The 13,081-nt window shown below is 40.7% G+C and carries 12 protein-coding genes; 2 read left to right on the forward strand and 10 right to left on the reverse strand.

Annotation, left to right across the window (positions count from 1 at the left end; translation table 11 throughout):
• Positions 1-50 precede the first annotated feature (50 nt).
• The 7 genes from pssE to CEF19_RS07260 form a co-directional block, all read right to left on the reverse strand.
• Positions 51-533, reverse strand: a complete 483-nt coding sequence (gene pssE / locus CEF19_RS07230; protein WP_100405476.1) for a PssE/Cps14G family polysaccharide biosynthesis glycosyltransferase — start codon at positions 531-533, stop codon at positions 51-53.
• Complete coding sequence (gene pssD / locus CEF19_RS07235) at positions 530-1,012, reverse strand: PssD/Cps14F family polysaccharide biosynthesis glycosyltransferase (RefSeq protein WP_100405477.1); 483 nt, start codon at positions 1,010-1,012, stop codon at positions 530-532. Before pssD ends, pssE begins: the two co-directional genes overlap by 4 nt.
• A 3-nt stretch (positions 1,013-1,015) precedes the next feature.
• The gene (locus CEF19_RS07240) at positions 1,016-2,119 is read right to left on the reverse strand and encodes a glycosyltransferase (protein ID WP_227521938.1); all 1,104 of its coding nucleotides are present in this window, start codon (positions 2,117-2,119) and stop codon (positions 1,016-1,018) included.
• Entirely contained in the window at positions 2,112-3,458 is a 1,347-nt protein-coding gene (locus tag CEF19_RS07245; protein ID WP_157800895.1) for an O-antigen ligase family protein, read from the reverse strand. The genes CEF19_RS07240 and CEF19_RS07245 overlap by 8 nt, the downstream gene beginning before the upstream one ends.
• A 14-nt stretch (positions 3,459-3,472) precedes the next feature.
• A complete protein-coding gene (locus tag CEF19_RS07250; protein WP_100405479.1) occupies positions 3,473-4,615 on the reverse strand; it encodes a polysaccharide pyruvyl transferase family protein in 1,143 nt (380 codons plus the stop codon).
• Positions 4,616-4,633: 18 nt separating this feature from the next.
• Complete coding sequence (gene galU, locus CEF19_RS07255) at positions 4,634-5,515, reverse strand: UTP--glucose-1-phosphate uridylyltransferase GalU (RefSeq protein WP_100405480.1); 882 nt, start codon at positions 5,513-5,515, stop codon at positions 4,634-4,636.
• 304 nt (positions 5,516-5,819) lie between these two features.
• Positions 5,820-7,475: an N-acetylmuramoyl-L-alanine amidase gene (locus CEF19_RS07260; protein WP_100405481.1), complete on the reverse strand. Its 1,656-nt coding sequence runs from the start codon at positions 7,473-7,475 to the stop codon at positions 5,820-5,822.
• Positions 7,476-7,791: 316 nt separating this feature from the next.
• On the opposite strand from CEF19_RS07260, the gene CEF19_RS07265 reads away from it, so the two are divergent.
• Positions 7,792-8,625, forward strand: a complete 834-nt coding sequence (locus CEF19_RS07265; RefSeq protein WP_100405482.1) for a tetratricopeptide repeat protein — start codon at positions 7,792-7,794, stop codon at positions 8,623-8,625.
• Positions 8,626-8,915: 290 nt separating this feature from the next.
• Complete coding sequence (locus tag CEF19_RS07270; protein ID WP_100405483.1) at positions 8,916-9,650, forward strand: S-layer homology domain-containing protein; 735 nt, start codon at positions 8,916-8,918, stop codon at positions 9,648-9,650.
• A 73-nt stretch (positions 9,651-9,723) separates the two neighbouring features.
• Here CEF19_RS07270 and CEF19_RS07275 read toward each other — a convergent pair whose 3' ends face one another.
• The 3 genes from CEF19_RS07275 to CEF19_RS07285 all read right to left on the reverse strand — a co-directional run bounded on the left by CEF19_RS07275 (position 9,724) and on the right by CEF19_RS07285 (position 13,035).
• The gene (locus CEF19_RS07275; protein ID WP_100405484.1) at positions 9,724-11,034 is read right to left on the reverse strand and encodes an ammonium transporter; all 1,311 of its coding nucleotides are present in this window, start codon (positions 11,032-11,034) and stop codon (positions 9,724-9,726) included.
• Positions 11,035-11,042: 8 nt separating this feature from the next.
• Entirely contained in the window at positions 11,043-11,402 is a 360-nt protein-coding gene (locus CEF19_RS07280) for a P-II family nitrogen regulator (protein WP_100405485.1), read from the reverse strand.
• Between the two features lie 199 nt (positions 11,403-11,601).
• Positions 11,602-13,035, reverse strand: coding sequence for an S-layer homology domain-containing protein (locus CEF19_RS07285; RefSeq protein WP_227521939.1), 1,434 nt, complete (start codon positions 13,033-13,035; stop codon positions 11,602-11,604).
• Positions 13,036-13,081: the final 46 nt, after the last annotated feature.

Here is a 13,081-nt window from a genome sequence, read left to right on the forward strand (position 1 = left end):
TCTACTTCCCCTACTTTCTCTCCACCTAAGCCATGCTTTTTCCTAACAATCTAGCTTTTCCCATCAATGAAGTTTTCTATCAACTTCAACATTTGTTCGCGACCACTTTGAAATGGTGCCGGTTGAAAGCTTTCAACTTCAGCAAGTTTACTTTCGAGCTCATCAACCTCAGTCATACCGAGAATATAGCCTGTATTCGTAAACTGTTCGACAATTTCCACTTGATGGTCATCATTATGCTCTTGATGGGCTGCACGTCTTGCTACAGCAATCACCTTTTTACCTTTTTTTACACCCGTAATAATCGATCCGGTTCCAGCATGGGTAATCACAAGGTCAGCCTCTTCAAAGTACCGTTCCATTTCGGAATAATTCATAAATGGAATTAGCTTCATTTTGTCTGATTGATAGATTGTGTGCCCGAGCTGAACAACGATTTCATCTTGGATTGTCCCTTGCTCTTGTAGTCGTTCAACTTCCTGAAGCAAGCGATGAAATGAGAGCTCATGCGTTCCTAGTACGACGAAAATCAATAGATTGACCCCCCATAAACTGCCTTTGGATAAACCTTTTTCATCGATTCCCACTGAACGATAAATAAATCGGCAATCGGATAAACCATTCGTCCTGATAGCGTTGGTGTTGTTGTTTTCGCAAAGCTTTCAATAAAAATGACCTTCTTACCAAACAGCTTTGCTATATAACACATCGGCACAGCCGTATGGACTCCCGTTGTTACAACCACGTCTGGACGTTCCCTTAAAAAGATGACCAGCGACTTCATGCAGTTAAATGCAAATTTAAAAAAATAGCTCACTGGATAGTTTCTTGCACCATAGACGAGAAGTGAGGTCGGATGATCCTTTTTCAGTTCCTCGGTGATGCTCGATTTCTCCGTGACAAGATGGTACTCATATTTTTCAAATAACGGTTTTAGTTGCAAAAGCTGCGTTAAATGCCCACCAATTGATGAGATAAAAAGAACTTTCTTTTGTTTTGCTTTTTTTGCCATTGTTTATCCCTCCTTCTCCCCGTAAAGAAGTAGTAACTTCTTCAGAATTCGTTCCTGATCATGTTCATCTGCGCGCGCAAATCCCTTTTCCTTCAAGGTTGTCGCAAGCTCAGGCTGATAGAGAACCTCTTCGATTCCATGCTGTAGCGACGCAGTATTTTTCGGTTCAACTAATACACCGTGCCCGTCTCCTAGTAAGTACTGAAGTCCACCTACCTTCGTTCCAACGACTGGGGTGCCACAAGACATTGCTTCAAGGGCAACTAGGCCAAAGCCCTCTAAGTGAGAAGGAAGAACGAAGACCTCAGCTGCTGACATCCATATTGCTAGTTCAGCTTGCGGAACAGCGGGGTAAATAAAAACTTCTTTCATATCGTGTTTCGTAATCAAGGACTTCATTTGTTCTAGAAACTCGTCTTTTTTGGGATTCCCGACAAGATGAAGTGTGAGTGCTGGATCCTTTTCCTTCAACAAGCGATAGGCCTCAAGTAACTCGAGCACTCCTTTTTCAGGTATAAAATTACCGATGAATAAGAGTGGCCTTGTTCCCTCTTTTAATTCAAGCGCGGCAAAGGCCTCAGCTTTCTTAATCGGCTGAAAAACCGTTCGATTAACACCCATATTTAAGAGCGACATACGCTCCTTTTCCACATTGTACTCAGTATGAATGGTTTCATAAAGCTCTTTACCAACAGCAATCACATGGTCAGCTTCAGTCAAAATTTGTTTCGTCCATGCTTGAATGCGGGCATTCTTTTTGGCCATCCGATCAATGTCCCCACCATGCGCCGTCACAATAAGCTTTGTATTCAGGAATTTCTTAAAGAAAAGAGCGAGCATTCCCGTGGGAAAGACGTAGTGAGCATGGACAACATCATAGCTACGTCCTTTTCGCAAGAACGTCACCCCTGTTTGCAACATCCACGTTAAATACTTTTTTATTACACGCTGACGAACCATACTAGGGTCAGAAACCGCGACAACATCAACCTCTACGCCTGTTTCCCGCAAGGCTTCTACTTGGTTTTTAACGAAAATCCCGAACGTCGCTTGACGAGGTCCGGGATACATGTTGCTTAATACTAGAATTCGCAATTTCTTACTCATTACCAGTCTCCTTTTTATACCAGTTCAAACCGATACCGAGGAAGAGCCACAGCCAAATGGCAATTTGATGATTTTCCCACGCAGTTGAAAGTAAGCCCATCACCAAAAATGCAATCGCAAACGTCACAACAAATAAACTAACCCAACGTTGCATTGACCCTGTCGCTTTTTCTGAATACACCGTCATGACTTTAATGATGCGGAAAAAGAAATAGGCAAACAGCAGCACACCGATAATTCCATACTCAACAAGCACATAGAGTGCGTTATTATCAACAGTACGCATCGTTGTTGGTAAATCCTCATGCATAAATTGATGGAAAGGTGAATTAAAGACAAATGCTGCATTACTTCCGAACATTCCCGGTCCGACTCCAGCAAGTGGATTGAGCATGAATACTTCAAGCCCACTCAGTACAATTAAATAGCGATAGTTCTTTGATAAATCTAACGTGTACAGATTCCGCTGCGCAAAGCCTTCTAGAAAGAAGAGTGCTCCCGCATATCCGATAACAAATAAGACCACAAGACCAATAGAGCTAAACAATAAAATTCGAAACGCTTTGTTTTTCCGATAAATGATTCCGATTAACCCTAAGCAAGCAATTAGCGCAAGAAACGCTTGTCTTGAAAAGGTAAGCGCGATGGCCGCTAACAATACGACACCAATGACTAGAAATACAAGCTGCGCTTTCGTAGAGAGCTCCGCTCGGAAAATAAACAAGTAAAGTACAACGAGTAATAACACAGCCACGAGAAAACCAGCTAATGTATTACTTGAATCCATTAAACCGAATGCACGAACTTCTTCTCCCACTGAAATACTACGTCGTTCAGATACACTTCGCAAGGGTAGAGGGACAAGAAAGATAATTTGCAAGAAACCAATAATCGATTGAAACAATCCAAGGCCAACAATTAAATAAAAGACTTTCTTAACCCAAGTTGTGGGTATATCAATCGCAAGCAAGACATAAAAAAGAATCGCATATTGAAAGATTGCCCGAACCCCGAACACACCTTGCGTAAAGGGCACATTGTTAATAAACATGCTAAAAACAGCAAATCCAAAAAACAACAACAAACTGAAATTTATCGGATTTTTCATTTTCTTTAGTAAATGCCCTCGACCAATTGTCGGATGGACAACAACCAAAAACGCCATCGCCACAAGTAGCATTTCACCTGCATAAGAAACCGGCAAGCGAATGATACCTGGAATATAATTACCCCAGATTCTCGTGAATTGCAGTTCAATGGAAGTCCATATTAGTAATAACGTGATTGCCAGCAGCAAAAGGCGATTCGCTCGCTCAGCTGGTAAATATTTTTCTATCATCAATCCCACACCATTCATTTCTCATTATTTTTCAACTGCTTAAGTCCTTTTAAAGCGTCGTTCTTTAACTGGGTAGATACTTTAGCAAAAGCGCCTTGTGTGTTGGTCCAATTTGATTCCAAGCCTTTAAAAACATCAATAATCGACGTTGTATCCTTTTGCACATTTTCAATATTTACCCCAAGTGATGGCATTCCCATCACTTGCATAAAATCAAGTACCTTGTGATGATAGCCAATTCCAATAACCGGTGTTTCTGCAACGACGGAAAGAATTAACGAATGCAAGCGTGTCCCAATGATTAAGTCTTGTTCGGCACTAAGCTTAACAATATCTGTCGGGTGAAGATTTTCTTCATTCAATGTTACCTTTTCAGTTGCCGTCATTTGACCAAAAATATCCTTTGTCACCTGAACGTCCTCAGGGTATTTCGTTGAATAAAAAGTTATCTCAACATCCTTTTCAATTGCTAACTTATCAAGCTGAGCTGCCATCCCTGACACATACGCCTCGTACTTTTTAACATCCGGCGTTGGCCAATAGTGCTCACTAAAGTAAGGAACCGCTGTAACGCCAACCTTTTTAATAGCAGACGATGGCTGATGCGTGATCGGCGCTGGTACAGAAAATGCCGGATCGCCAATAACTTCAACTGGCGTCTGGACTCCTATTTTCTCAAGCAACGCTTTCGAATCTTGATCACGAACCGACACCGACTCCGCCGCATTGGTTAGCCTCTTAATGAAGAAACGACCTAGTGTTGTGCGAATAGGACCTGCACCGACACCATACACAACAACACGACAGCCTGCTCTCTTCCCTGTTAAGCCGAGCACGCTATAAAGCGGGGCATCCCGCTTATACATATCCATTAGAAGGCCTCCGCCACCAATTATTAAAAGATCAACATCTTTCATGATGCGATAGCTTTCCTTCACTGTCGTCGCACCTGATTTTAAGATGCTCCCTTTTTTGTGTAAAAGCGGCACAGCCTGAATCTGATAGCGCTCATAAGTATTTTCTGGGTTATTACTGAAAATAACGATGTCGCTTTTATCAATACCTTCATGCACTATTAACTGGTGTAAAATACCTGTTAATATCGCTTCGTCTCCATTGTTGTTATGTCCATAATTTCCAATAATACCTACCTTCATATCTAACGCCCTTCTCTACTAGTTTCGCTCAAGTTTCGCAGCTAGTTCCTTAATATACCCTTCCATGTCGTCCTTTAAGTCTTCACGGTCAAGCGCGAATTCAATCGTTGTTTTAATAAAACCAAATTTCTCTCCAACATCATAACGTGTCCCAGAAAATTCATAAGCAAGCACTTGGCGTTGCTCGCTTAGTGTTTGCAAAGCATCCGTCAATTGAATTTCTGATCCTTTTCCTGGTGTTGTATTTTCTAGAATATCAAAAATATCCGGCGTTAAAATATAGCGTCCCATAATCGCAATGTTTGATGGCGCTTGTTCACGATTTGGCTTCTCTACTAAACGGTTTACTTTATGAACATGCTCTGCATGAGGCTCACAATCCACAATTCCATAACGCTCTACCTGCTCCAGCGGTACTTCCTGCACACCGATGATAGGACTCTCATATTTTTCATAGAGCTCCATCATTTGTTGCAAACAAGGCTTTTCATCGCTTTTAACGATATCATCTCCAAGAAGGACAGCAAACGGCTCATCGCCAATAAATTTACGCGCACAATACACAGCATGTCCAAGTCCAGCCGGCACTTTTTGGCGGATATAATGAATATCTAGCAAATCCGTGCTTTGTTGAACCGTCTTAAGTAGTTCTTCTTTATTCTTTCGCTTTAATTCTTCTTCCAACTCAACCATTTTATCAAAATGGTCTTCAATTGCTCGTTTTCCTCGCCCTGTAATAATCAAGATATCTTCAATTCCTGAAGCCACAGCTTCCTCGACTATATATTGAATTGTCGGCTTATCGACAATAGGTAGCATTTCCTTTGGCTGTGCCTTTGTTGCAGGCAAGAAGCGCGTTCCTAACCCAGCAGCAGGTATAATCGCTTTTTTCACTTTCAAGAGGGTAGCCTCCTTATGTATTTAAAGATTTCCTTTCATTATACAATACACGACACAACCTTGCAGATTAAACTTTTTTGAACTTGTAAAAATTTTGATAATAAAATAAAGAAATAATTATTTTTTTGTTTAACTTTTATAAAATCGTGGTATTAGTATAAATAAGTTAAGCGAAAAATTCAAAACATAATATGTGATGAAAATGGAGAGGAACATAAACGTAAGGATGTTTCCTTAATAATTCAATAATTTCTGTACAAAAAAAGAGCGCCTATGACGTTAGGCATCATAGGCGCTCTTGCTTTTACCAAGAATAGTAGTCTTCAATACCTTTGAAAATGGCTTCAGCTGCTCTTTCATTAAAATCAGCTTCTTTCATTTTCGCAGCATCGCCACTATTTGTCATAAATCCGAGCTCAAGTAGCACACTCGGCATTTTCGATGAACGGATAACAGAGAAGCTAGCTTCTTTGACACCGCGATCCTTCATCTTCAATGATTCAATAAGGCGCGTGTTAATTTTCGTAGCAAGATCCTTACTTTCATCACTAGAATACACATTGTTCCAAAATGTTTCTGTACCATTAGCTGATGTTGCTCCAGCAGCATTCGCATGAATGCTTACAAAAATTGCTGCATTTGCATTGTTTGCAATTTTAGAACGGTCACTTAGCTCAATGAAGCGGTCATCACTTCGTGTCATAAGCGGCTTAGCACCTGCAGCTAGTAACTTTTTCTCTACCAAAAGACCAACTGCTAGAACAACATCTTTTTCCTTCAATCCGTTGGAAACGGCTCCAGGGTCTTTCCCACCATGCCCAGGGTCAATGGCAATAACTAGATTTTTCAATCCGTCTTGACCAGGGTTACGAATAACTAAATAATCAATATGGGTATAAGCCCATTTGCCTTGATATTTAATGAGTGCCCACTTACCCTCATACTCATAAATACTAACGGTGTCACCTTTTGCTAACTTTCCAACTGTCGTCGAGGTTGCACTTGCCTTCTCGCGGACATTAAGGGAAGTTGCTGTAACACGGCCTTCAGCAATAATCTTCTTTTCTGTCGAAGGTGGTGTAGGTGTTGGTGCCGGTGTTGGTGCCGGTGTTGGTGTAGATGGTACACCACTACTTGATGTCTTCGCTATGTAATCACGATAAACATACCCCGAACCTTGTTGGAACTTTATTTTCAACCAGCTTCCTGTTTCTCCTAATACTTCAACCGCCGCTCCAAGTTGAAGACGACCCATTATCGTTCCATCCATTGCTGGTTTCGAACGTACATTTAATGTATTACTCGTATTGACAACTTTTCCTTGATAAAGTACTTTCTCGGAATTTTCAACACGGAATTTTGGTTCAATTGCCCGAGCAACAAATGCCGAGAATTCTGCACGAGTTGCTGCTTTATTCGGTTCAAACGATCCTGACACTTCGATAATACCATTTGTTTCTAGTGCTGAGATTTGATTGATAGCCCAGAAATTACTAGTAACATCTGAAAATCCACTTGCAGAAACCCCCGTCAATCCAAATGAACGTGACAATACTGTTGCAACTTGCGCCTTACTAATCTTCTCACTTGGATGAAAGCGACCATCTCGCCCTTTAAAAATACCTAAACTTGCAGCTTGCTCAATTGCCCCAGACGCCCAATAATCAGTTGACACATCTGGAAATGTTGGACGAGTAACCGTTTTACTACCTAGCCTAAGTGCGTTCGTCATTATGACCGCAGCTTGAGCCCTTGTTAAAGTAGCATTTGGTTTAAACGTACCATCAGAATAGCCAGTGGCAATTCTGTTATCGTTTAAAAAATTGATTTCATCGTGTCCCCATGTACCAGCTGGAACATCACTAAACGTTCCTTGCGCTGACACCTTGACTGAGTCTAAAGCTAGAATTGGAAGAAAGAGAATCACGACCAGCGATGTTAATATAACCTTTTTGAACAATCTAATGCCCTCCTACTGTCAAAAGTTTCTATTCTCTTTGTCATAGAATACCATGTATAAATATGTGAAACTATCTTTTTTAGAAATTTATCAAAAATAGTCATATTCACATAGATATCGTCGATGGATTAAAGGTAAATAAGACTTACAATCTTTCCAAAAACGTTTTATTTGGTAATTACATATCTTATATCGGATCATTACCAAGAAATTTCGAGTCATTCTACAAATTTTTGTAGATACGGGTCCTCTCTTTCCTTTTTATAATAAATCAGCTAAAATAAAACCATTGGATTGATAAATAAGGTGGGGAAATATGAAACAAATAGTGAAGATATTAATACTGATAACATGCATTACATGGTTAGTTGGTTGTTCGACCATGAATATGGAACGCAAGCTTGCAGCGGAAAATAAAATCGATACCGAAACCTATGGCTATGATGATGAAGAATTCATTTTCCAAGAAGCTGTTGTACAAGATTTAGCTACACGCTTCCGTTTAGAGGAATTAACGACGGAAAATGTTAATAGCATTATGGAAGATGAAATTGAGGCTGGATATTATAATGAGGTCATTATTTACTTGCGTTATCTACTTGCCAATGAAGAGGAACAAGCTGCGATGTTTACAGAGCGTTACTATGAGGCGTTACTTGCCCATGTTCAGCAAGTTCAGGATCCGTCACCGCAACTTCTAGCAGATGCTATAGAATCTGCAAAAAGACAATATGAACTTGATCCTACTCATCAACGAAATGCGGTTCATTATGCTTCATTGTTACTTCATACCAATGAGCAGATAGAAACTGGCATGCAGATATTATTTGACCTTGAAGAAGAGTTACTTACAAAGGAAGAAGATTTTAATAAGCAAACCATACAGGCGCTTGCACTTGCTTATATGATGGATGAGCAATATGAAGAAAGCATAGAACACTATCTAACTCTCGCCTCTTTAGACCCTGAGGATGCACTAGTTTTTTACAACATCAGTTATGTTCTTGAACAAATGGGAGAATTCGATCAGGCCAATGACTATTTATTAAAAGCCTACTCGCCAACAACTGAATTCCTTGAGACATATGGAACAGAGGCATTTGGCCTTTACCAAAGCTTCTTTTCAACAGCAACGAAAGAGTCTGAGTAATGTTGAGGCCATTGAAAAAAGGTGCGATTTTCACCTTTTTTCAATGGCCTTTAAGCAATTTTCGGAACAGTTGCTTTGTCCTAAGCTTACTATGAGTAAGTTTCACGTAGCAGGCACGCAATGTGTCGAGCCATTGCTACTGCCTCGAATCTGCTAAAAGGGACTTTTCCTAGCCTCGTAATTTCTAGGCTCTTTTTTTATTTCTAGTAATCCATTTACTTATTTTCCGAATTTCATTAAGATGGATATATATGAAAATATTTGAAATTACATAGAGGAGGACGTAAGCGATGAAACGAAAAACAAAAATTAGCGGAATAACAAGCATGGCTCTAGCTGCTTCACTTATTCTTGCTTCTCAGACATTTGCCGAGGGTACTGAATCAACAATTGAAGCACCTGCAGTAGAAGACACAGTTGATGGAGGAGAAGAAAGTGAGGAGGAGGCTGGTGTACCAGAGAAAGCTGTCGAAGCAGTCCCTAGCCCATACCAAGATGTTTCTCATAGTCACTTTGCCTATGATGCGATTGTTTATTTAACGGAACAAGGCTATGTATCTGGTACCGCTGATAATAGATTCAATCCTGATGAAGCTATCACTCGTGCCCAAGCAGCAAAAATTATTGTTGAGGCTCTAAATTTAAAAGCTTCTTCTTCTTACAACCTAAAGGCAACTGACGTACCAAGCAATCACTGGGCATACAATTACTTCCGTGCGCTTGAAAAAGAAGAAATTATGTCAGGTAACTCTGGTAAACTATCACCAAATGCCGATGTGACACGCGGACAAATGGCTGCGATGCTTAACCGCGCATTTAATTATGCCCCTCCCGCTATATTTGCTCCGTTCAAAGACATTAATCGTTCCTTCTGGGCGTACAACGATATTAACACTTTAGCAGCGAATGGTGTAACAACCCAGGTTGGTCAAGCCTTTCGTCCAAATGAAGTCACAACAAGAGCTCAGTTCTCACTCTTTATTGCTCGCAGCTTAGACGATCGTTTTAAAGAGTATAGTTTTTAGGTTTCACAAAAGGGTGTCCGAATAGGGACACCCTTTTCTATTCATTTATTAACTAAAATTACCGTAAGAGTTGTTACTGGTTTACTACTTCTTTTTTCTGATTGGATTGAGCGACAGTAATCCCTGTTGTTTCTTGAAAATCATAAAGACTTGATGGAATATCAGCAAAGCGTTCCAACTCGTTATAAGCCGGGATCCCATGATAAGCCATATCCAATCCTTCTTCTTCCTCTCGAGCCGATGCCCGTAACCCAACGAGCATTTGTGCTACTTTGGCAATAGCCAGACCACCGACCAAGCCCCACCCAGCAATCGTAAGCGCACCTAATACTTGCACACCTAGTAACGAAAAGCTTCCCGTTGTAAACAAGCCAGCATTTGTATGAAATAAGCCAACCGCAATTGTTCCAAATACTCCATTTAATCCGTGAACAGAAACCGCTCCAACAGGGTCGTCAATTTTCAGTCCATCAATTAACAATGTTCCGTAAACCACAATGCCCCCACCTATTGCACCGATTAAAATGGCACTCCACGTATCAACAAACGCACAACCTGCTGTAATCGCGACTAAGCCCGAAAGAACACCATTGATTGTCATACTCGGATCCGCTTTTTGATATTTGAACATGGTTAGTAGCAAAGCCACAGATCCACCACTTGCAGCAGCCATCATTGTGTTTAAAGCAATTAACGCTAGGGATCCATCAGAAGCATCCAACGTACTTCCCGCATTAAAGCCAAACCAACCAAACCACAAAATAAAAGTACCCGCAGACGCAAGCGGAATATTACTTGGTGCAAACACATTCGCACTACCGTCAGAATTAAAACGCCCTCTACGTGGACCAAGTACCCAAGCCATTGCAAGTGCAGCAAATCCACCCATTCCATGAATGACAGAAGATCCTGCAAAGTCGAGCATTCCTAGTTGAGCCAACCACCCATTCTCACTCCAGACCCAGTGACCAGATAACGGATAGACAATTAATGTGATGAGAGCAGCTGTAATAATATAAGCTTTGAAGTTCATTCGCTCCGCCACTGCTCCAGAAATAATTGAAATGCAAGCAACTGCAAATCCCGTTTGAAACAAAATAAACGCCTCATTTGGAAGAGCGAGACCTAACTCAATATTACTAGGTGTTCCAAATAAGCTTGTCCCAATAAAACCGAATGCGTCTTCCCCAAACATGATACCGAACCCAATTAACCAAAAGGCTAAAGCTCCAATTGTTAAATCAACAAAAACTTTCATCGTTATATTTACAGCATTTTTCGTTCGCACGAGTCCAGCCTCTAGCAAACTAAAACCACCCTCCATAAATAAAACCATTGCTGCGGCAATTACAATCCAAACGGTATTCAAATAGATTAATTCCATATCAATGTCTACTCCTTTCCTCTAATTAAATCGTCAACAGTAGTATCCGGCTCACCTGTACGAATATTAAAGGCTTCTAAAATCGGATAGACATAGATTTTCCCGTCACCGTTTTCACCTGTTTGTGCAGCTCGCGTAATGGTCTCAATCGTGGCATCTACCATGAAATCAGATAAAACAATTTCTAATTTCACTTTAGGATGTAACGTCACTTTATAATTTTGACCACGATACACACCTTTTCCATCTGCCTCTTGGCCACGACCAACCACCTGACTCACAGTAAATCCAGTAATCCCTCTATCCTTTAATTGCTTGATCGTCTCTGTTAATTTTTGTGGACGAATTATTGCCTCTATTTTTTTCACGATAGTAACCTCACTTAAAGTTAAATGTTATATGTCAGCTTTCCTCACATGAGGTTAATTATAGTCCTCTTTTATAAACTGTCAATCTTTTTTTGGAAAAGGTATCTATCCCTAAACAAAAAAAGATGTTTCAAAAGGTTAATACCTTTTGAAACATCTTTGCTCAAACACTAGTAAACAAGTTGCATCCTTGTTCTCTTTAATTTTCAAATAAAAGCTCATCTACCCGATTTAAAAAGAGGGCAAATTGACCGCGGCGAATCGCTTCATTCGGACGAAATGCATCTTCAACTCTCGTTACACCATTAAATGCAAGACGATTGATTACATCATAGCTTTCAAAGCTCTCGTCAATATCCGTAAAACGGGTTTTCTCCGTTGGCTCTTCAAACCGATCGCCATAGACACGATTTAGCACAATCGCCATTTGCGAGCGACGAAATGCGTCACGAGGACGAATTTTGCCATCAGCATATGGTGTTAACAACCCATGAGCCTCAGCAATTTGGATCGCGGAATGATCACCATGATCAGTCGCCTTAACTTTATAGCCAGAAGGCATCGTTAAGCCGAGTTCATTTACGAGGATAACTGCCGCATGCAGACGTTGCAACGGACGATTTGTGCCAAATCTACCATCAGCATAACCATTTAACGCATTACGAGATTCAAGCAATGCCACAGCTTCTCTCATTTCATGATTGCTCGAGGAAATATCAGGAAAAATCGAAATTTCCCCTTTTCGTAAATACGATGAAGCAATAAAGCCTGTCTCGTTTGTATCTAAGCGTTTCACTTCAAAGAAGGCAAAGTGATGATCAGGATTATTATCATACAGTGGCCCACTCACTATTTCTAGTGGATAAGCGTGAGGAATCGTCGTCCGAGTAGATGACGTATTCGGTTCACTTCGTAAATTAATCGCTGCTCGACTCGGGTTAAACGTAAACACTCGTTGCCCCGGTTTAAAAGTTAGAGTGGTCTCTGTCATTAAACGTTCATGAAATGGAACAACACGCTGAGACTCATCGAATCTCATAATATTACCATTCTCATTATAGCTAACAGCAAAACTGCTTGGAGGATTTGTTTTTAGCAGGCTGCGACTTTCAATAATTTGATAGACTCTGTCTTGATACGTGCTTGCAGAACGCGCTGGATCATTACGTTGCTCCAAGCCATTATAGGCCATTACAGCAAAATACCAATCTTCTAGAGAAGAATTCATCGATCCTGTACTAAAAGCAGGAATGCGATTTCCGGACCAAAGCTTCTTTTCTATTAATTGTTCAATCCCAATTTCAATATTATAAGCCATATCATTGCTCAAGCGCTGGACATCAATGCCCTTTTGCTCAATTTCAGCTGCATTCATGGTTACCTGCATAATCCCAATGCCACCGTCTTCATTTGCGTTCATAATCGGCTTGCCGTTGTCATCAAACTGGCGCATGCCTGTTTCCTGATAAGCGATTGCTTTAACAATCTCAGCCGGTACCCCCTTCTTTAAGGAGAGCTCTGTTATTAAAGCCTTTCGGTCTTGAACGGTGCCGTTGTCTCCTGCTGAAACAAGTGCCGGCGAGAAAAGAAATAACGCGATGATCGTAAGAACGATCTTCATTGAAACCTTCACATTCTTCATCCTTTCGTTGTCATCGAAGTAAGAAAGAGTCTAGTAT

The organism is Bacillus solitudinis, from assembly GCF_002797395.1.
Taxonomy (GTDB): Bacteria; Bacillota; Bacilli; order Bacillales; family Bacillaceae_D; genus Halalkalibacter_A; species Halalkalibacter_A solitudinis.

What these genes read in the sequence shown, in the direction of transcription:
- CEF19_RS07250 (WP_100405479.1), bottom strand. Translation starts at nt 4,615, where the DNA reads ATGAAGGTAGGTATTATTGGAAATTATGGACATAACAACAATGGAGAC.
- CEF19_RS07240 (WP_227521938.1), bottom strand. Translation starts at nt 2,119, where the DNA reads ATGAGTAAGAAATTGCGAATTCTAGTATTAAGCAACATGTATCCCGGA.
- CEF19_RS07265 (WP_100405482.1), top strand. Translation starts at nt 7,792, where the DNA reads ATGAAACAAATAGTGAAGATATTAATACTGATAACATGCATTACATGG.
- CEF19_RS07245 (WP_157800895.1), bottom strand. Translation starts at nt 3,458, where the DNA reads ATGATAGAAAAATATTTACCAGCTGAGCGAGCGAATCGCCTTTTGCTG.
- pssD (WP_100405477.1), bottom strand. Translation starts at nt 1,012, where the DNA reads ATGGCAAAAAAAGCAAAACAAAAGAAAGTTCTTTTTATCTCATCAATT.
- CEF19_RS07275 (WP_100405484.1), bottom strand. Translation starts at nt 11,034, where the DNA reads ATGGAATTAATCTATTTGAATACCGTTTGGATTGTAATTGCCGCAGCA.
- CEF19_RS07270 (WP_100405483.1), top strand. Translation starts at nt 8,916, where the DNA reads ATGAAACGAAAAACAAAAATTAGCGGAATAACAAGCATGGCTCTAGCT.